Origin of the sequence: Aquimarina macrocephali (assembly GCF_051627225.1) — a bacterium.
GTDB classification, from domain to species: domain Bacteria; phylum Bacteroidota; class Bacteroidia; order Flavobacteriales; family Flavobacteriaceae; genus Aquimarina; species Aquimarina macrocephali.
Window position 1 is genome coordinate 1,593,624 of the sequence record NZ_CP151795.1, and the last position, 20,228, is coordinate 1,613,851.

At 34.2% G+C, this 20,228-nt stretch carries 16 protein-coding genes; 7 read left to right on the forward strand and 9 right to left on the reverse strand.

The window, feature by feature from the left end; genetic code table 11:
• Positions 1–127: 127 nt before the first annotated feature.
• Together AAFU52_RS07260 and atpD are read right to left on the reverse strand one after the other, a co-directional pair.
• A complete protein-coding gene (locus AAFU52_RS07260; protein WP_106790997.1) occupies positions 128–406 on the reverse strand; it encodes a F0F1 ATP synthase subunit epsilon in 279 nt (92 codons plus the stop codon).
• Positions 407–500: 94 nt separating this feature from the next.
• Entirely contained in the window at positions 501–2,009 is a 1,509-nt protein-coding gene (gene atpD, locus AAFU52_RS07265) for a F0F1 ATP synthase subunit beta (RefSeq protein WP_024768322.1), read from the reverse strand.
• Between the two features lie 271 nt (positions 2,010–2,280).
• On the opposite strand from atpD, the gene AAFU52_RS07270 reads away from it, so the two are divergent.
• Positions 2,281–3,555: a sterol desaturase family protein gene (locus AAFU52_RS07270; protein ID WP_024768323.1), complete on the forward strand. Its 1,275-nt coding sequence runs from the start codon at positions 2,281–2,283 to the stop codon at positions 3,553–3,555.
• 53 nt (positions 3,556–3,608) lie between these two features.
• On the opposite strand, the gene AAFU52_RS07275 is transcribed toward AAFU52_RS07270, so the two are convergent.
• From AAFU52_RS07275 to AAFU52_RS07295, 5 genes are all read right to left on the reverse strand, one after another.
• Positions 3,609–5,093, reverse strand: a complete 1,485-nt coding sequence (locus AAFU52_RS07275; RefSeq protein WP_438425970.1) for a G-D-S-L family lipolytic protein — start codon at positions 5,091–5,093, stop codon at positions 3,609–3,611.
• A gap of 32 nt (positions 5,094–5,125) precedes the next feature.
• Positions 5,126–7,888, reverse strand: coding sequence for a TonB-dependent receptor (locus AAFU52_RS07280; RefSeq protein ID WP_438425971.1), 2,763 nt, complete (start codon positions 7,886–7,888; stop codon positions 5,126–5,128).
• Positions 7,889–8,127: 239 nt separating this feature from the next.
• Positions 8,128–9,975 carry a glutamine--fructose-6-phosphate transaminase (isomerizing) gene (gene glmS, locus AAFU52_RS07285; protein ID WP_024768326.1) on the reverse strand — a complete coding sequence of 616 codons (1,848 nt, stop codon included), beginning with the start codon at positions 9,973–9,975 and terminating at the stop codon, positions 8,128–8,130.
• A gap of 22 nt (positions 9,976–9,997) precedes the next feature.
• Positions 9,998–11,659 (reverse strand): DUF4270 domain-containing protein, encoded by a 1,662-nt coding sequence (locus tag AAFU52_RS07290; RefSeq protein ID WP_084050026.1) that lies wholly within the window; start codon positions 11,657–11,659, stop codon positions 9,998–10,000.
• Between the two features lie 20 nt (positions 11,660–11,679).
• Positions 11,680–12,489 carry a glycogen/starch synthase gene (locus AAFU52_RS07295; RefSeq protein WP_024768328.1) on the reverse strand — a complete coding sequence of 270 codons (810 nt, stop codon included), beginning with the start codon at positions 12,487–12,489 and terminating at the stop codon, positions 11,680–11,682.
• 112 nt (positions 12,490–12,601) lie between these two features.
• Between AAFU52_RS07295 and panC the strand changes: the two genes are divergently transcribed.
• From panC to radA, 5 genes are all read left to right on the forward strand, one after another.
• Complete coding sequence (gene panC, locus AAFU52_RS07300) at positions 12,602–13,450, forward strand: pantoate--beta-alanine ligase (RefSeq protein WP_438425972.1); 849 nt, start codon at positions 12,602–12,604, stop codon at positions 13,448–13,450.
• 19 nt (positions 13,451–13,469) lie between these two features.
• Positions 13,470–13,820 (forward strand): aspartate 1-decarboxylase, encoded by a 351-nt coding sequence (panD, locus tag AAFU52_RS07305; protein ID WP_024768330.1) that lies wholly within the window; start codon positions 13,470–13,472, stop codon positions 13,818–13,820.
• A gap of 2 nt (positions 13,821–13,822) precedes the next feature.
• Positions 13,823–14,788 (forward strand): lysylphosphatidylglycerol synthase transmembrane domain-containing protein, encoded by a 966-nt coding sequence (locus tag AAFU52_RS07310; protein WP_438425973.1) that lies wholly within the window; start codon positions 13,823–13,825, stop codon positions 14,786–14,788.
• A 48-nt stretch (positions 14,789–14,836) separates the two neighbouring features.
• Positions 14,837–15,982, forward strand: coding sequence for an alpha/beta hydrolase (locus tag AAFU52_RS07315; protein WP_024768332.1), 1,146 nt, complete (start codon positions 14,837–14,839; stop codon positions 15,980–15,982).
• Positions 15,983–16,231: 249 nt separating this feature from the next.
• On the forward strand, positions 16,232–17,599 hold the full coding sequence (gene radA, locus AAFU52_RS07320) for a DNA repair protein RadA (RefSeq protein WP_438425974.1): 1,368 nt from the start codon (positions 16,232–16,234) through the stop codon (positions 17,597–17,599).
• Here the strand turns inward: radA and AAFU52_RS07325 are convergent.
• Entirely contained in the window at positions 17,596–18,627 is a 1,032-nt protein-coding gene (locus AAFU52_RS07325) for an aldo/keto reductase (protein WP_438425975.1), read from the reverse strand. The two genes, radA and AAFU52_RS07325, sit on opposite strands and share 4 nt — an antisense overlap.
• A gap of 329 nt (positions 18,628–18,956) precedes the next feature.
• Here AAFU52_RS07325 and AAFU52_RS07330 point away from each other — a divergent pair, with 329 nt between their 5' ends.
• A complete protein-coding gene (locus tag AAFU52_RS07330) occupies positions 18,957–19,280 on the forward strand; it encodes a hypothetical protein (RefSeq protein ID WP_438425976.1) in 324 nt (107 codons plus the stop codon).
• A gap of 495 nt (positions 19,281–19,775) precedes the next feature.
• On the opposite strand, the gene AAFU52_RS07335 is transcribed toward AAFU52_RS07330, so the two are convergent.
• Positions 19,776–20,072 (reverse strand): phage repressor protein, encoded by a 297-nt coding sequence (locus AAFU52_RS07335; RefSeq protein ID WP_206538787.1) that lies wholly within the window; start codon positions 20,070–20,072, stop codon positions 19,776–19,778.
• Positions 20,073–20,228 lie beyond the last annotated feature (156 nt).

Below are 20,228 nucleotides of genomic sequence, written 5' to 3' on the forward strand. Positions count from 1 at the left end.
ATTCTAAACATAATATTAGCACTTCTTTTTATAATTCCTTGAGGTTTTAAATAAAAAATCCCTGTTACATCTAGATGTAACAGGGATTCATATATACTATTAATAATTAATTATCGTATTAATCTAACTAATCTGCAAGTACAATAACTTTATTATCTTTCATTTCGATAGTTCCTGAGGTAATAGAAAGTAGTGTTGCTCCATTTCCACCTTTTGTGAATTTATCGGCAACTTCTTCTTCTAGATTCATCTCACCATACACTTTTACATCTCCTTTTCCTAGCAAAGAAACAATAGGTGCGTGATTATCTAACATCTGAAACTCTCCATCTATTCCTGGTACAGCAACCGAAGTTACTTCACCACTAAATAATATTGCTTCTGGAGTTACTATTTCTAAATACATATTTTTAAGTATTGAGTATTGAGTAATTAGTATTTAGACTATAATGAGAAAGAAACTAATCTCACTACTCAATTACTAACTTCTCACTACTAATTTATGCCTCTGCTAACATTTTTTCACCAGCTTCTATAGCTTCTTCGATTGTTCCTTTAAGGTTAAATGCTGCTTCTGGCAGGTGATCTAATTCACCATCCATAATCATTGTAAATGCCTTAATGGTATCTTTAATATCTACTAAGCATCCTGGGATACCAGTAAATTGTTCTGCTACATGGAATGGTTGAGATAAGAAACGTTGTACACGACGCGCACGTCCTACAGCTAACTTATCTTCTTCAGATAATTCTTCCATACCAAGGATAGCAATAATATCCTGTAATTCTTTATAGCGTTGTAATAGCTCTTTTACTCGTTGTGCACAATTATAATGCTCATCACCAAGAATGTCTGCCGAAAGGATTCTTGAAGTAGAATCTAGTGGATCTACCGCTGGATAGATACCAAGCTCTGCAATTTTACGTGATAATACTGTTGTTGCATCTAAGTGAGCAAATGTTGTTGCTGGTGCAGGATCGGTAAGGTCATCTGCAGGTACATAAACTGCCTGTACAGATGTAATCGATCCTTTCTTTGTAGAAGTAATACGTTCCTGCATCACACCCATTTCTGTTGCTAATGTAGGTTGGTAACCTACCGCTGATGGCATACGTCCCAGAAGTGCTGATACTTCAGAACCTGCTTGTGTAAAACGGAAGATATTATCTACGAAGAAAAGTACATCTTTCCCTTGTCCATCTCCAGCTCCATCACGGAAATATTCTGCTATAGTAAGACCAGATAGTGCTACACGTGCACGTGCTCCTGGAGGCTCATTCATTTGTCCGAATACGAAAGTAGCTTTAGATTCTTTCATTACCTCTTTATCTACTTTAGAAAGATCCCATCCTCCATTTTCCATAGAGTGCATAAAATCATCACCGTATTTGATAATTCCAGATTCTAACATTTCACGAAGAAGGTCATTCCCCTCACGTGTTCTTTCTCCAACTCCTGCAAATACAGAAAGACCACCATGTCCTTTTGCAATATTATTAATCAACTCCTGAATAAGTACTGTTTTACCTACACCGGCACCACCAAATAATCCAATCTTACCTCCTTTTGCATAAGGCTCAATAAGATCGATTACTTTAATCCCAGTAAATAAAACCTCTGTAGAAGTTGATAAATCTTCAAATTTAGGAGCTTGACGGTGAATCGAAAGTCCTGCTTTTCCTGCTTTTGGAAGATCTCCAAGACCATCAATCGCATCCCCAATTACATTAAATAGACGTCCATATACGTCACCACCTATTGGCATTTGGATAGGAGCTCCTGTTGCAACTACTTCAATCCCTCTACTCAATCCATCACTAGAATCCATTGCAATAGTACGCACAGTATCTTCACCAATGTGAGACTGAACCTCTAACACTAGTATACTACCGTCTGTTTTGTTAATTTCTAACGAATCATAAATTTTTGGTAATTCAGTACCAGCTGCGAATTCTACATCGATAACCGGACCTACAATTTGAGATACTTTACCCGTAACTTTAGACATTATATAACTATTTAATGTTTAGTATTTAACTATGTTAAAAAAATCAAGTACTCAACCATACTGAATACTAGCTTTTTTCAGGCTGCAAATATAGTCTTTTAAAATGAAAAAAATAACTCAATTTCTTTAGTTTTTTTCAAGTAGCACTTTACTTCTTTTTTCAACTCCCATGACATCTCTTTTTTTATGGTTATATGGCAGCTTCGAATTGTTTGATTGAATTAATTTTTCGAAATAAATATTTTCCTTATTTTTAGATAAAACTAGTTAAATGGAAACTTATGCAACCGCATTAAGCTATGCAATACCGGGCTTTATTGTACTCATACTTATTGAATATTTAATAAGTAGATGGAGAAAAATACCGGTTAATGAAGGTATGGATACAATTTCGAGTATTAGTTCGGGTATCACAAACACACTCAAAAGCTTGATAGGCCTTACTGTTATTATTTTAAGCTATGAGTGGATGGTTGAACATCTGGCTTTAATAGAAATTAAATCTACAATTTTGATATACATTTTAACCTTTATCGGCTTAGATTTTGTTGGCTATTGGTCTCATCGCTTTAATCATACAATAAATTTATTCTGGAACCGGCATATTATACATCACAGTAGTGAAGAATTTAATCTAGCATGTGCTTTACGGCAAAATGTATCTGCAATAGTTGCTATTTATTTTTTTCTTTACATTCCATTAGCATTAGTTGGGATACCAGCAAGTATAGTTGCATTTGTTGCTCCTATCCATTTCTTTGCTCAATTCTGGTATCATACCCGATTGATCAACAAAATGGGGATTTTAGAACATATCATTGTCACTCCTTCTCACCATAGGGTTCATCATGCTATTAATGATGAATATCTGGATAAAAATTATTCTGAAATATTTATTTTTTGGGATAAACTTTTTGGAACTTTTCAAGAAGAATTACCAGACAAACCACCGATTTATGGCGTAAAAAAGCCTGTAAACACCTGGAATCCTTTCTTTATCAATTTTATGCACCTGTGGGGAATAATAAAAGATGCATGGAGAACCCAAAATTGGTTTGATAAAATCAGGATATGGTTTATGCCTACGGGATGGCGGCCAGAGGATGTAAAAGAAAAATATCCCATACAGCTCATTACTAATCCTTATTCCAGACAAAAATACAAAACTGAAAGTTCATTGGTCTTAAAATTGTGGTCCTGGATTCAGCTCATAACCACAGTAACACTTATGTATTATTTATTGATTAGCGTTGGCGATCTGGAGTTTATTCAAATTATAAATTACTCTATCTTTCTGGCGGTATCAATATTTGCTTATACCTCTCTAATGGATCGACATATAATTTCTTTGTTTGCAGAGTGTATTAAACTTGCAATGGGATTGTACTTTATACTTTACTATGGCAGTTGGTTTAATATTGATACAATTTTTCAAGGAGCTACATTTGTTGTTTTAGGGTATATAATTATATCTTTTTTACTATCCTTATATTTTCAATTAATAGAAAGAAATTACAATTCTCATTCTATTCAGCAAACAGCATAAAAAACCCACTTTAGGATATCTACAGTGGGTTTTATTATTTTAGAATTTATGATCTATTTTAACAAAGGCGAATAAAAAGTTGGGTAATCCACCGCTTTCACCATAGGTAAATTAGAACCATATGTAGTATTTATAGATTCCATTGCTTTATTTGCTAAAAAAGCATAGCCTCTAGCAGTAGGGTGTACTCCATCCAAAGAAAAAGCGCCACCAAAAACTAAATTTCCTTGCAACAAAAAATCATCAAACATTACTCCGCTTTCTGAAGCTTCTTTAAGGATTGTATTTGCATCTACAAATGCTAAACCTGCTTGCTGTATTGATGTACTTATTATGGTATTAAATGTAGTAGTTGCAGCAGATATCTCTTGTTGTTCTGTTGGTATTAATACCCATTTATCTTCCAAAGGAACTGAAACCCCATTTATTAATAATGGATTCCCTCCAACTGTAGTACCTATAAAAGAAGAACTTGGCAATATCAACAAATCTTCTGCAGTAGCATGTCTGTAATTTGGCAAACCAGATCCGGTTAGATTTGTTAAACTTTCATCTTCGATTACTACTGCATTTTGTCCTGCTGCAAATTCTATTGTTCTGGCTTTTCTTTCTGCCTCATCAATTCCTCCAAGGCCTTCTATTTGTAACAATCCTGCATTATAGGCCGCATATCCCTGGTTAACTGCTCCTGCTGTCGCAGCGTCTAAAGGAACAGGGTTATAAGGTACAGTTGTAAAATGTGGTATCGATGTTACATCAGGAATATTAAACGCTACTCCTTTTGCTCCACCAGAAGTTAACGTGGTGACTAACGCATTATAAGCCTGCGTAAATGTAGTTTCATCTGTGATTGGGTCTGTACCATCTCCTCCGGATAAAGCATACCCCAGCACATCGTTATTGCCGATCCACAACGAGAAAAATGTTGGATTCTGAGCCATAGCATCTCCAAGTACTGATGCAGTAGGACCAGAAGCAATTCTTACAAAATAAGGATTAGCCAAATTTGGTAATCCCGCTGCATTACCATATCCTGCTGCAGGTAAATGAAAGCTCTTAGCTCCAGGAATCCCCATATTATTAAAAGGTCCTGATATTACATTTGTTATTTCTGTCGTAGGTAACTCGGGAGTATCATCACCTGGTGTAGTTCCTAATAATCGTGGCCCTGACTCATTAGGTGGATCAGGATTAGGATCACTATAAAAATAAAACCTTGGGTTTAAAGTTGGAGTTCCTCCTATTAAAGCCCCCCCGATATTATCATTCATTAAAGGTTGAGTAAATTCTCCTCCTCCTGCCATGGCAAATTGCTTCGCCAAAATATTAGGCATTGAGTTCTCCTGTCCAGCAATAAACAAGGCGCCATCGGTAAACCCGGCAGCCAGAGAATTTCCTAAGGAAACATATTTTGAAAAATCCGCATTCCCAGAGGTAATTACTACTTCTTCAGCTGTGGTAGAAGCATCATCATCAGATTCGCAAGAAATACATCCAAAAATCAACAGGAGTATTAACCATTTATATTGAGTATTCATCTGTTCTTTTTTTATTGTTTTTTAATCGTTGCTTACAAATTATTTATTGACAAGCCTATGTAATACTGGGATCCAATAAATCCAGTTCCAAATGCCGTGAAGTATTCATCTCCTCCAATGTTAGTCGCACCAACTTTAAGAGTAGTTTTCAATTTTGGGATTTTATAATTTATCTGGGCATCGATAACCGAGAAAGATGGTATATCTCCATTTCCAAATGATGCTTCCCAGAAGTAACCATCACTCCAACGATAACTCACGTTAAATCCAAAATTTTCAAACAAATTTGTATGCCCAAACGTAGCTTTTACCTTATGTTTTGGAGTATTAAAATTAGTCATGAAATCAGGGTCTTTATCTTTATCAAAATCTTGTTCTGCATAGGTATAGTTTACGCCTAAATCAAAATCTCCTGGAATTCTGGTATTCACACCAATCGTAGCTCCAAAAGATTTTATATCTACATCTGAATTCGTATACGCCTGATACACTTTAAAATCATCATTCTGCAATGCTAGAAGTGATAATGTTCCATCTCCTACCTGACCGTATAATGGCACTATCACATTTTCGGTTGATATAAAATCTGTATACTGGTTATAATACCCGCTTAGATCAATAATAAATTTCTTTATTTTACCCCGATACCCAACTTCGAAAGCAGAAATTTTTTCTGGCTCTACAAGTGTTGAACCAGAGGCTTCTGGTGCTCCATTTGTTACTGAACTTGCCGAAAACGAATTTTCATAAGCTGCTCTACCTGTTATTGTAACCGTATCAGATCCTACAATAGTTTCACCTGCTCCACTTAAGTCATCAAATGATCTTATATCTCTGTCTAAATTATCTTTAGCCGATCCAACCAATATTGCACGTCCTACATCAAGGCCAATATACAAATCCTGTGTTGTTGGATTTCTAAATCCTGTTTGTACAGAGGCACGAATATTATGATTTCTTTCACTACCTAAGGTATACCCAATAGACAACCTAGGCGATAAATTGCCATCAAACAATTCAGATTTATCATATCGCACAGATCCTGTTACTTTTACTCTTTCATCTGCAAATTTTTTCTGAATTTGTGTATATGCTCCATATTCAGAATATCTAATAGGTCCGTCAAAATCTGTAAAGATTGTGCCTGAAGAATTCAGTTTATACTCTCTAAATGATCCTCCTATCTGAATATCTGCGAAATCGCCAGTAAAATGACTTAAATTATAATTAACATCCACGTGTTTTAATTGAGAAGCATCTTGAAATTTTGATCCGGTTAATAGGTTCGGGTCATTGGTTACCGTTTCAAAAGCTTGTTCAAACCCTGGTGTTCCTGGTATGAGACGACCCGTATCTGCTGTTTGCCTTGCAATAAGATGAGCCTGTTCTGGTAATTGGCCAGCTAATGTTGCCTGGACAAAAGCACCTGCATATTCACCAAACCAAGTTTGATCGTCTTTCCATTTTCTATTAATATTAATTCCGGTAAATCTTATATCATAAGAATCTCCTGCACTTTCATCTGTTAAATACCCTCTAACAAAAAAGTTATTATTCTTAAATTCTAATTTGTGCTGCTGCAAGAAAAAATTACGAATTGAATATCGATTTGCTCCTTGGTAAATTGTAGTTCCTCTACCTATTTTTCCGTTATAAATAACTTCAAAATCATTAGCAAATGGTCTATAATGCAGTGCTGCATCGAATTTTATACTTTCTGCTTTATTAGCATTTAAATCTTGCTCATCATATCCTGTTCTACTAACGCTCTCATCTGGCAGTAGGTTTTCGGCTCCTGCTGGTAAAATCCCCCTATTTACAAGTGCTTCTCCCACACCTCTTATATTGATTCCAAAATCATCACCATATATATTAAGACCATCATAATTGGGGTCTGACCTATCTGTAGTCGGGTCTAAAACATTAACAGTGCTGGTTGCAAACCAATCTGTACCTCTCAGGTACGAAAAATTTGCTTTTGCCGCGAATTTCTCAGAAAACTTATGCGCAACCCTGATTCCGTAATCATAAAACTCATTATCTCCTGCGGCTTCTTGTGAAGTAATTCCGCCTTTAAAATATGCACTAATTCCATGATGGTCAAATGGATTTTTACTCGTCATAAACAGAATTCCGTTAAAAGCATTTGCACCATACAATGCAGAAGATGCTCCTGGCAATAGTTCTACACTATTAACATCTAATTCTGTCATTCCCAACAGATTTCCTAATACAAAATTAAGAGCTGGTGCAGTATTATCCATCCCATCTACCAATTGCACAAAACGAGTATTTGCAAATGTTGCAAATCCTCTTGTGTTAATCGATTTAAACGTTAAACTGTTAGTATTGACATCAACTCCTTTAAGGTTTTCTAATCCATCATAAAAATCTACTGAAGGTGTGTTTTTAATTTCTTTAATTCCGAAACGTTCAACACTCACTGGTGATTCGAAGATACGTTCTGGAGTTCTGGAAGCCGAAATGACTACTTCATCTAGTTCTGTACCTTCGTTTAATATAATAGTCAAATCTGTCGTTTGTGAAGATATATCTATTGATGAGGATTCGAACCCTACAGAACTCGCTATTATTGTAAAAGGAAGCGATTCCTGAACCGTTAAAGTAAAAATACCGTCAAAATCTGTTACTGTTCCCGAAGAAGAGTTTTTTAATGCAATATTGGCTCCAGGAATAGGTTGGTTACCATCATCAACAACTTTTCCACTAATTGTTGTTTGTGCAGTAGCAATAATGCATACCATCATCATTATTACTAATGTAATTTTTTTCATGCCCCTAAGTTTTAATAGTTATGACAACAATATACGTTTTTTTAATAATCTTTCAATAAAACTGCCAAACCTTTGTGATTTCATTATTAAAAAAACCATTCTACAACATTATTATCATTTCGTGATTTCTATTTGTTATCCTATCACTATTAAAAGTTCTAATAAAAGCTAAAAACCCTATCCGAAATTTTTCAGATAGGGTTACTATATTTTAATCAATCTCTATATAAGAGAACTCGTTATTCTACAGTTACAGACTTTGCAAGATTTCTTGGTTGATCTACATTTTTATCCAACATTACAGCAATATAATATGATAATAATTGCAAAGGTATTGTTGTAAGAAGAGGTGTTAAAAATTCTTCTGTTTCTGGTATTTCTATAACATGATCAGCAAGTTCTTTCACAGTAACGTCTCCCTCTGTAACAATTCCGATAATCTTTCCTTTTCTGGATTTAATTTCCTGAATATTACTTACCACTTTATCATAGTGCCCTTTTTTGGTTGCTATTACAACAACTGGCATTTGTTCATCAATTAATGCTATTGGCCCATGTTTCATTTCTGCTGCCGGATACCCTTCTGCATGTATATACGATATCTCTTTTAATTTTAATGCTCCTTCCAAAGCAACAGGAAAATTATATCCTCTACCTAAATACAGGAAGTTTTTTGCATCTTTATATGTATCTGCAATAAACTTAATATGGTCATTAGATTCTAAAGTCTTTTTAACTTTTTCTGGAATTCTCTCTAATTCTTGTAAATAATAATGAAAATCGCTATTAGAAATTGTTCCTTTTCTCTCTGCCAGTTTTAATGCTATTAAAGATAGTACTGTTATTTGAGTAGTAAATGCTTTTGTAGAAGCAACCCCTATTTCTGGTCCTGCATGAGTATAAGCCCCTGCATGAGTCTCTCTCGAGATCGAGGACCCAACCACGTTACAAACTCCAAAAACAAAAGCTCCATTTTCTTTAGCTAGCTTAATTGCTGCCATTGTATCTGCCGTTTCACCACTTTGTGATATTGCTATTACAACATCATCCTGATGAATTACTGGGTTTCGATACCTGAACTCTGATGCATATTCTACTTCGACAGGTATACGAACTAATTCCTCAAAAATATATTCTGCCACCAAACCAGCGTGCCATGAGGTACCACAAGCAATAACAATGATGCGTTTTGCATTTAATAGTTTAGCAAGATTATCATCAATACCTGCCATTTTTATAATCCCTTCTGCAACTCGCATTCTACCTCTATAGGTATCGCTAATCGCATTAGGCTGCTCATAAATTTCTTTGAGCATAAAATGATCATATCCTCCTTTTTCTATTTGCTCCAGGTTAATTTGCAGCTCTTGCAAATATGGATCTACTGGCTTATCATCTTTAATATTCCTTACTTTGACCCCCTTATTTCTTCTTACAACTGCCATTTCACCATCTTCGAGGTAAATTGCATTATTTGTATATTCTATAAAAGGAGATGCATCAGAGGCTATAAAAAACTCATCTTCACCCACGCCGATAGCTAGCGGACTACCCAATCTCGCTACAACGATCTCATCTGGTTTTTGCTTATCAAAAACAGCAATTGCATACGCACCTACAGTTTGATTTAGAGCAATCTGAACTGCTTTACCCAGTTTTACATTTTCTTTAGTCTTTACATCCTCTATAAGATTTACTAATACTTCTGTATCAGTTTCTGAGGTAAATGTATATCCTCGATTAATCAATTCTTTACGGAGAGCATCATAATTTTCTATGATTCCGTTATGAATGATTACCAGATTACCCGAGTTAGAATAATGTGGATGTGAATTCACATCATTAGGAACTCCGTGTGTTGCCCATCTGGTATGTCCTATTCCTATTGTTCCTTTTGTAGGAATTTCTTTTAGTAATCTCTTTTCCAGATCTGCTACTTTTCCTTTGGTTTTAGACAATTTAATGTCTTTTCCATCGTAAAGAGCAATCCCTGCAGAGTCATAGCCTCTGTACTCTAATCTTTTTAAGCCTTTTAAAACAATTGGATAGGCTTCTCTATGCCCTATGTACCCTACAATTCCGCACATGATTTAAGTTTTTAAAATATTGTTAGTTTTCCTTTGACGATGTATAAAAAATATCAAGTTTTAAACGTTTTGATTCAGGAACATTTACTCCATTTCCATAGAGAATTGTTCCTTCGTGGGAAACTATTGATGAGGAGGGAATTATCTCATTTTTAGTTGTAGGGGTATCGCCTATTGCGCTTGTTATTATGTTTACATTTTGAGATACTGACAATCCTAGTTTAGCATTTTCAATTTCACCTTTTAAAACGTTTAGGATATACTGTGTTATTCTTATTTTATAAAATTCTCCATTCTTATCAGAATCACGACTAATTCTTCCCAAGTGGTTAATACCAGAAACCAGAGGAATATCTCTATCAATACTACCATCCAACAAATAATCAAGAAGCACTGTTCCTGTCTCCATATTAAATATAAAGATTCTTTCGGGCTCTGTATCCCCTCCTGTTACTTCATTTTGATTAATATAGAATTTTAGGCTTGCATCATTAACCAACCAATCTTGCCTCTTTAAGAAACTAAGTTCATTTTCTTCTTCGCCATTTTCATTGGTGACATTGCCTCCAAATAAATCGATTACTGCATATGAACCATCACCTCCTTTTAGGTATAAATTACTTTCTCCATTTATTGTATCCTGATTTTCCTCTTTCAATTCGTCTGCGATAGGCGAATTATCATTTAGAGTTCCATCCAATTCGGTGGTAATAGAATTTATAAAAGTATTAGCAAAATTTAAATCCAATTTATCATCTTTACGCGTAGTGACATCATTTGAAGTTTCATCAAAACTGTAATGAAGGGTTATCTGCGCATCTCTAGTATTAAGGTATATTAAATTTCCATTATTATTTATAGGTTCTGCTTTAATATAAATTCCTCTAAAATAATTTCTGAAATTGTTTAAATTGCTCAGCTCTACACTACCTGCTTTATCCAAAAACAATGTTGAAAACAGTGTTTTTATATCATCTGGAAACTCAACTCGTAATCTAGGAGTTAGTCTTTCTCTTTTGGTCGTAGTCTCCCCGTTGGTAACGGTTTCGGTTGTTACAATAATTTCTTCAGCAGAAGGAACAAGATTGTTATTAGTATATAGCAATGTTTGCTCTACTTCTGTTCCAAAATTAGTTTCAACATCATCAGAGTAATATACTTGTCTTTCATTAGATTCAGGATCAAAATCTCTTAAAAAGTAATTAGATTTATACAACGAAAGTTTAATAGGTTGGTTTCCATAAATCGAATCTAACCTATAGGTAGTTGCTGTCTCTGTAACATTATCTACTTGAACCGATGTTGTACCTGTTGCAGTACTAAAATATGGCAAGCTAAAAATAACACTGTCTAACACTGCATTGGTTCCAAAAGCAGGGTTTAACTTTGACGGTTGAATCTGCGACAAAATACTATACACCGATTGCCCATATATAGGATCATTATAAACTCCTAACAAATTAGAATGTGCAGTCCCTTGTTGATCAATCCCTAAACCACTTGTACGTACTCTTTCGAATTTTTTACTGTATGCTATTGGCACTGCAGAGTATTGCTTGTCCTCAAAATTAACATCTCCGATAACTTCACTACCAACAGAATCAAAATCATCGTTACAAGACAAAAAGGTAAAAACAACAGCTACTATAGCCATTATCCTAATTAAAATATTCTTCAATTTCATAAATAATTTCGTCGTTTTGCTTACACCAATACCTCTGTCTGATAGAAGGTTTCATAGGCATCAGCAAATTCATCTGGTTTTTTATATTCTAAAACTGGTTGGTCTATTGTTTTTAAATGCTCAACAAGTTCTGATGGAATTTCTTCGGATCCCACAATAATTGCATCAGAATTATCCACAGCCACCTTCATAAGGTTACTATATGTTGGCTGAGCTAAATCACTTATTTTTTCTTCAGCTATTCCATCAAACTTTACTTTTTCCATCATATTCTTATCCAATATCCCGTCATAACCATTATTATATACAGAAGTAACAATTTTACTATGACCAAAAAGAGGTTCATTAGCATAATAATTCTTTAAGTATAATGGCAAAAGAGAAGCTAACCATCCATGTACATGAATCACATCTGGTGACCAGTTTAACTTCTTAACTGTTTCGATCACTCCTTTAGCAAAAAAGATTGCTCTCTCATCATTATCAGGAAATAATTTCCCTTCTTCATCAGTTAATGTTGCTTTTCTTTTAAAATAATCCTCATTATCGATAAAATAAACTTGCATTCGTTCTTTTGGAATAGAAGCAACTTTAATAATAAGAGGCATATCTAGGTCATTAATTACTAAATTCATACCTGAAAGCCGAATTACTTCGTGCAACTGATGCCTCCTTTCATTGATATTGCCATATCTAGGCATAAAAATTCTTATTTGACCCCCTTTATTATTTACCATTCTTGGCGCTTCAAAAGACATAGATGAGATTTCAGTCTCTGGCAGGTAAGGTATTACTTCTGATGATACATACAATATCCTCTTATCTTTCATATAATCGATACTTTTATCGTCCTCCTTTTGGAATTAATTTTGCAAAATTACGAAAATTTATGCAGTCTGCCAGTAATATCTTATTTTTGCACGCCTTTAAGTTATACACCAAATGCGGTTACACGGAAAAAGACGAGATATACTAGAAGATGTTGCAGCTTTTAATAAGCAGAACAAAACCATTGGATTTGTTCCTACTATGGGAGCATTGCACAAGGGTCATCTTGCACTGATAGAAAGAGCTCTCAAGGAAAATCAAAAAGTTATAGTTAGTATTTTTGTGAACCCCACACAATTTAATACTACCGAAGATTTGGTTAATTATCCTCGAACTTTGGATTCTGATATTGAACTTTTATCAGAGTTATCTAAAGAAATAATTGTATTCGCTCCTACGCCAAAAGAGGTCTATGGAGACCAAATGTCATCAACTAATTATGATTTTGAAGGGTTAGAAAACGAAATGGAAGGCAAATACAGGCCTGGTCATTTTGATGGAGTTGGGACGGTCTTAAAACATTTCTTTACTATTGTCAATCCAAATAAAGCATACTTTGGCGAAAAAGATTTTCAACAACTTCAAATTGTTAAAAAATTAGTTGAAATTGAAAAAATGTCAGTTCAAATCATTGGTTGTCCTATTTATAGAGAAAAAAACGGATTGGCTTTAAGTTCTCGAAACAAAAGGCTAGACCAGAAACAACTTAATGAATCTCCCTTGATTTATTCAATCCTGAAACAGGTAAAAAAAGACTTTGGCACAAAAAGTGTTCATATCTTAAACAAATGGGTGTCAGAACAATTCAAAAATAATGATGAATTAAAATTAGAATACTTTGAAATTGCAAAGGTATCTGACTTAAAATCCATTAAACGAAAACAAAAAGATACTAAATACAGAGCTTTTATAGCTGTATTTGCAGGAGAAATAAGACTCATTGATAACATTGCCCTAAATTAAAAATAACTAACTTTGTAACATGTTTGTACACGTAGTAAAATCAAAAATTCATCGCGTTAAAGTGACTGGTGCCGATCTTAATTATATCGGTAGTATAACTATAGATCAAGATCTAATGGATGCTGCTAATATTGTTGAGGGAGAAAAGGTACAGATTGTAAATAATAATAATGGAGAACGTTTAGAAACTTACGCTATCCCAGGACCTAGAAACAGTGGTGAAATTACATTAAATGGTGCTGCTGCTCGAAAAGTAGCAAAAGGAGATGTATTAATACTAATCACCTATGCCATGATGGATATTGAAGAAGCTAAAAACTTCAAACCAAGACTTCTTTTCCCAAACGAGGAAAATAATTTATTAAAATAAATGTGAACCCTAAACTTATAAAGTTTCTTAAAATTATACTCCCTTTAGCATTGGGAGTTTTTTTAATTTGGTATTCTATCGCTTCGGCAACTCCAGAAGAAAGACAAAAAACGCTTCAGTATATCACACAAGCAGACCCTAAGTGGGTTATCCTTTCTGTTATTATGGGAATTATTTCTCATCTCTCAAGAGCATACCGTTGGAAATTTTTATTAGAACCTTTAGGATACCCGATCAAACTATCAAATAGTTTTATGGCCGTTATGGTGGGATACCTTGCGAATCTAGGAATCCCAAGATCTGGAGAAATTCTACGTGGAGGTACAATATCAACATATGAAGGTGTTCCTTTTAAAAAAGCTTTCGGAACCATTATCTCAGAACGAGTTATTGATTTGCTAATGCTTTTACTAATAATAGGCATCACACTGCTTTTTCAATCAGAACTTCTATTATCGTACTTAGAAGAAAAAATTGCAAGTCCTTTTATCACTCTTACTGTTTTATTAGGGCTATTAATTGCCGGAATAGCATTCTTAAAAATCATAAAAACCTCTAGCAATCCATTACTTATTAAATTACGAAATTTTGGAAATGGTCTTTTAGAAGGAGTAAAAAGCATTTCTAAGATAAGGCAAAAAAGAGCTTTTGTGTTTCATACTTTTTTTATTTGGACACTTTATATAGGGATGTTTTATATCATCAAATTTACGGTTCCCGAAACCACTTCTTTATCTATAGGCCCCATATTAGCAACCTTTGTAGCAGGATCATTTGCTATGTCTACCACCAATGGAGGTATTGGTGCATTTCCTATCGCCATTGCTACAATTTTACTGCTTTTTGATATCGAAAAACCAGCGGGAGAAGCTTTTGGCTGGATATTATGGGGCTCGCAAACCGCAATAAATATAATCATTGGGGCGTTATCCTTTTTGTTTCTCCCTATTTTAAACAGAGAAAAATAAGGAAATAATTTATATATTGTCCCTTGCTTAACCTTAATCCTAATACTTATGAAAAAAAGTGTGACTCTTATTATAGCTTGTATTTTTGTTGTTTCCAGTTATGGTCAAACAATATATGAGTCTTTCAGATCTATCAAATTAGACCAAAGTAGAGAGTTAAAAATTCAGCTTCCGCGTAATTACAAGAAAAATGAAGATAAAATATACCCCTTGATTATTGTTCTTGATGGGGATTATTTATTCGAACCTGTTGCCGGAAACGTGGATTACTTTTCCTATTGGGAAGATATGCCTGAATCAATTGTTGTTGGTGTTAATCAAAGAAAAACCAGAGAAGATGATTGCAGGTATGATACTGCAGAGTTTTTACCTACTCTAAAAGGAGCAGAATTCTTTGAATTTATAGGGCAGGAGCTTGTTCCTTATCTTAATGAAACTTATCGTACTGCACAACTTAAAATTATTGTTGGACATGACTATACCGCTAATTTTATAAATTACTTTTTATTTAAAGACAATCCTATTTTTCAGGGATATATATGCATTAGTCCAGAATTAGGACCACCAATGGGAGATCGAATTTCAAGTAAATTAGAGATTTCTTCTGATATTTGGTATTATCTGGCTACTGCAACTAATGATGCCGATAATATCAAAAAGAACCTCATTGCTCTAGATGAAAAGCTGTCTACAATAGAAAATACTGAAATGAGTTATTTCTTTGATAATTTTGAAGAATCTTCTCACTATACTTTGGTTGGAAAAGCTATCCCTAATGCCCTCGAAGGTATTTTTGAAATGTATCGCCCAATCAGTAAGAAAACTTACAAAGAAGTTCTCCTTACACTAGAAACTTCGCCCTATGACTATCTTGTAGATATGTATAAAACTACAGAAAAGTTGTATGGTATAAAGCGTAAAATAAGAATCAACGATTTTATTGCAGTATCTACCGCTCTCGAAAAGAATGAAAACTGGTCAGAATTAGAACCTTTAGGTAAGTTAGCTATAAAAGAGCATTCTGATTTAATGCTGGGATATTATTATTTAGGTATGTTCTATGAGCAAACAGGAGAACCTAAAAAAGCTATGAGAGCTTATGAAAGTGGTTTTCAGCTTTCTGAAGTTGCTTTCTTAACTAAAGATTATATGCTGGATAAAGTCAACAAAATTAAAGAAGATTTTGGCTGGTAAACTTATCAATCACGTACATAAAAAAAGATCTTGTTTTTCAGGATCTTTTTGTTTTTGATAGCTACGTATGATTTTGTTGGTTAAATATTCATAGATAGGCCTGTGAATACTATATATAGATATTGTATTTCCGATTAAGAAGATTGATTTTTTAAATTCGAACAAAATATTTGATACTTGTTTTAAGAGTTCATTTTTGTTTACGGTATTATCAAAATAATAGTATTTTTACACTCTTATCAATCTTCTATGGCTAAGATCAAAACTGTTTTTTTCTGTCAGAATTGTGGAGCACAATATTCCAAATGGCAAGGACAATGTACATCGTGTAAGGAGTGGAATACTATTGCCGAAGAAGTCGTTCAAAAAGCTTCAGCAAGTGACTGGAAAAGTGCTACATCTAGCTCTAAAACAAATAAAACAGCAAAGCCCTTACGGATTTCAGAAATTGACACTAGCCAGGAAGCACGATATAATACAGATGATGCAGAATTAAATCGGGTACTTGGAGGAGGATTGGTACCTGGCTCTTTAACACTACTAGGAGGCGAACCAGGAATAGGAAAAAGTACATTACTATTACAAATCAGTCTTAAATTACCATATAAAACATTATATGTTTCTGGAGAAGAAAGTCAACAGCAAATCAAGATGCGTGCAGAACGTATTTATTCTAAAACGGATAATTGCTTAATTCTTACCGAAACCAAGACTCAAAATATCTTTAGGCAAATTGAGGAGACTCAACCCGATATTGTTATTATAGATTCTATCCAAACCTTACACAGTGATTATATTGAAAGTAGTCCAGGAAGTATTTCTCAGATCAGAGAATGCACTACAGAATTAATCAAGTTTGCCAAAGAAACTGCAACACCTGTGGTATTGATTGGTCATATCACAAAAGATGGCAATATCGCCGGCCCAAAAATCCTGGAGCATATGGTTGATACTGTACTACAATTTGAAGGAGATCGAAACCATGTATACAGAATTTTACGTGCTTTAAAAAATAGATTTGGGTCTACTTCTGAGTTAGGAATTTACGAAATGCAAGGAAGCGGTCTTCGTGAAGTTACGAATCCCAGTGAAATCCTGATCTCTAAAAAAGAAGAAGAATTGAGCGGTACAGTTATAGCCTCTACTGTAGAGGGTATGCGGCCACTCATGATAGAAGTACAAGCCTTAGTAAGCACCGCTGTATACGGAACACCTCAACGTAGCGCAACAGGATACAATCTCAAACGTCTTAATATGATCCTTGCAGTTTTAGAGAAACGCGCTGGTTTTAGATTAGGAGCCAAAGATGTATTCCTTAATATCACAGGTGGCATCTCTGTAGATGATCCTGCAATTGATCTGGCAGTAGTTGCAGCAATATTATCTTCAAGTGAAGACATACCTATACCCAAAGACTTTTGCTTTGCTGCAGAGGTTGGCCTGGCAGGAGAAATACGCCCGGTAACCAAAGTAGAACAACGTATACAAGAAGCAGAGAAACTAGGTTTCTCTACTATCTTTGTTTCTAAATACAATAAAATATCCCTACAAAATACTCAAATTCAAATTCAGATGGTTGCCAAAATTGAAGATGTAGTTGAGTTTTTGTTTGGCTAAGGAGCCGGATTAGGATTATTTTCATGTACCGCCTCTATCTCATCTAAAATCGTATCAGAAAGGGTAATATCGATACTACCAATATTTTCTTTTAACTGATCCAATGATGTAGCACCAATAATATTACTAGTTACAAAAGGACGATCATTTATAAATGCCAAAGCCATTTGAGTTAAACTTATACCATGTTTTTTTGCTATCTCATTATAAGCTCTTGTTGCTTCAAACGATTTCTCGTTGTGATATCTTGCAAATTGAGGAAATAAGGTTACCCTGGCGTTTTTTGGAGTTTCATCAAGGTATTTTCCTGTTAATTGCCCAAAACCAAGAGGAGAATAGGGTAAATGCCCAATATTTTCGCGATGCAAAACTTCGGTAAGACCAACCTCATCTTTTCGGTTTAATAAATTATATGGGTTTTGAACCGTAATCATTTTCGGAGCTCCTTTTCGAGCTTCTTCAGCATAGCGCATTACTCCATAAGGCGTTTCATTAGAAAGACCTATTTGTCTTATTTTTCCTGCTGCAACAAAATCCTGAAGATAGCTTAACACCTCTCCAAAATTATCTTTCCATTGCTCTGATTCGTCATGAGTATACCCTCTAACTCCAAAGAAATTGGTCTCTCGTTCTGGCCAATGCAGTTGGTATAAATCAATATAATCCGTTTGTAATCGTTGCAGACTTTTATGTATTGCATCAGTAAACTCTGCTTTTGTAAAACCTCCTGTACGAATATGATTAACAAAATCTCTCGGGCCAACAATTTTTGTAGCGATAACTACATCATCCCGTTTGTTTGTTTTTTTTAACCACGTTCCAATAATTCTTTCTGTGCTTCCCTGGGTTTTTTTATCTGCCGGAACAGAATACAACTCTGCAGTATCAATAAAATTAATCCCCTGATCAATCGCATAGTCCAACTGTTGATGTCCTTCTTCTTCTGTATTTTGTTCACCCCAGGTCATGCTTCCCAGACATATTTTACTTACTCGTATATCTGTACCTGGTAATGTAGTGTACTTCATTCTTTTGGTTATAAATTTTTAAGTTGAGAATAAAAAAACTTCAAATCAGTTTTTGATCAAAAGTAGAAACTCTTCTCTTAGTTAGTGTAAAAATTATCATAATAAATCTGATTAAAACACAACCCACACCTCTGCATCTTTTCTTTCTAGATGTGAAATAAATCCACAATCAGCATACCAAATCAACAGTTTTGAAATAACGAGTTAAAAACATTTATTACATAAATTACTTATAATCAATTATTTAAATTAAAAAATAAAATGTTTCATATTCTGGAATGATAATTTCTTTTTACATAATAAAGTATAACAAAATTAATTCTAAGAATATGAAAAAGATAAGTATCATAGCTGCTATCTGTGTTGTCCTATTTTCATTCCAAACCGTATCTGCACAAGAAGTCGAAGAAGCTCTGCCAATTACTAAAACTGAAGCTTCTACCAATCAGGAGGATTATAAGCAAGTTAAAATAGACAAGCTTTCTGAAATCATTAAAGCTGCTGTAGAAAAAGATTTTCCAGAAGCTAGTATTTCTGAAGCCTATACTGATAAGATTGGAAATTACAAATTAATCCTTACCATAGGTAACGACACTAAAACGGTATATACCAACGCTAGGGGAGAATGGTTTGATCCAAGTAAAAAAGGGTGATACCAAGTTACTGACTTCCTTATTTTAACCAGAAAAGAGCTTCTTATATAAGAAGCTCTTTTTTTAATTAAAACGGATACGACTACCCCTTGCCGCATCCGTTTCACACACTAAACCAACCTAAAATTATTCCTCCAGCATCCATCAAATATATTTTAGGAATGAACCTATAAAAGCTTCTCTCTATACATAAATGCTACATTTTTTCCTTTCTATTTTTACTTTATTTGAACCCCTATTCCAAGTTTAATCTATAGATTAAAGTAATCATATGTTCATTGGTTTACTCAAAAGTAAGGCACACTATCGTTTTACAAAACACAGAATGAGGGAATGGTGGTTTTGAATGAGGGAACTCTCATTTTTAAGGTATTATCTAGTCGTTATTTGGATAGATTTGTCATCAGACTTGATCAGAAATCTAGAGCTTAGAAAACTCCTTTATGTTTAAAAATATGCAGTATACAAACAAAAAAAGCGCTCTCAGCGCTATCTCTATGGCATCGGTAATATTTCAATTACTTTACCATATACATTTTTGGTCCACCCATTCAGGCGTCCTCGGTTATTACCGATCAGCAATCCTCGTTTAGCATTTTTTCCTTTGACCAAATGCGTAAAACAATTCCCTCTTACTTTACAAAAAACAATATCTCCTGCTTCACAATCTTCCCAATCTACGGGTTCAAGAATTACAGGTTGTTTTGATTTTAAGATGGGTAACATAGAATTACCAGGTTCTTTGGAGACAATAGTCTCACCATTCAATAGTTTTTGAATTTTCCAATTCATCATACATAGTTTTAAAAATTAAACATAAATTCATAAACTATGGAGTATGGTTTTATACCAAAGAACTTGTGCAAAAGTAGGTATTTAACTTGAATTATCCATAATACTTAACCAATTACCAATCTTATCGAAGTAAATCTATAACTTAATAACCCT

Excerpts from the sequence above, each read along its gene's own strand:
- AAFU52_RS07260 (WP_106790997.1), bottom strand. The coding sequence starts at position 406 with ATGTATTTAGAAATAGTAACTCCAGAAGCAATATTATTTAGTGGTGAA.
- atpD (WP_024768322.1), bottom strand. The coding sequence starts at position 2,009 with ATGTCTAAAGTTACGGGTAAAGTATCTCAAATTGTAGGTCCGGTTATC.
- AAFU52_RS07270 (WP_024768323.1), top strand. The coding sequence starts at position 2,281 with ATGGAAACTTATGCAACCGCATTAAGCTATGCAATACCGGGCTTTATT.
- AAFU52_RS07275 (WP_438425970.1), bottom strand. The coding sequence starts at position 5,093 with ATGAATACTCAATATAAATGGTTAATACTCCTGTTGATTTTTGGATGT.
- AAFU52_RS07280 (WP_438425971.1), bottom strand. The coding sequence starts at position 7,888 with ATGAAAAAAATTACATTAGTAATAATGATGATGGTATGCATTATTGCT.
- glmS (WP_024768326.1), bottom strand. The coding sequence starts at position 9,975 with ATGTGCGGAATTGTAGGGTACATAGGGCATAGAGAAGCCTATCCAATT.
- AAFU52_RS07290 (WP_084050026.1), bottom strand. The coding sequence starts at position 11,659 with ATGAAATTGAAGAATATTTTAATTAGGATAATGGCTATAGTAGCTGTT.
- AAFU52_RS07295 (WP_024768328.1), bottom strand. The coding sequence starts at position 12,489 with ATGAAAGATAAGAGGATATTGTATGTATCATCAGAAGTAATACCTTAC.
- panC (WP_438425972.1), top strand. The coding sequence starts at position 12,602 with ATGCGGTTACACGGAAAAAGACGAGATATACTAGAAGATGTTGCAGCT.
- panD (WP_024768330.1), top strand. The coding sequence starts at position 13,470 with ATGTTTGTACACGTAGTAAAATCAAAAATTCATCGCGTTAAAGTGACT.
- AAFU52_RS07315 (WP_024768332.1), top strand. The coding sequence starts at position 14,837 with ATGAAAAAAAGTGTGACTCTTATTATAGCTTGTATTTTTGTTGTTTCC.
- radA (WP_438425974.1), top strand. The coding sequence starts at position 16,232 with ATGGCTAAGATCAAAACTGTTTTTTTCTGTCAGAATTGTGGAGCACAA.
- AAFU52_RS07325 (WP_438425975.1), bottom strand. The coding sequence starts at position 18,627 with ATGAAGTACACTACATTACCAGGTACAGATATACGAGTAAGTAAAATA.
- AAFU52_RS07330 (WP_438425976.1), top strand. The coding sequence starts at position 18,957 with ATGAAAAAGATAAGTATCATAGCTGCTATCTGTGTTGTCCTATTTTCA.
- AAFU52_RS07335 (WP_206538787.1), bottom strand. The coding sequence starts at position 20,072 with ATGAATTGGAAAATTCAAAAACTATTGAATGGTGAGACTATTGTCTCC.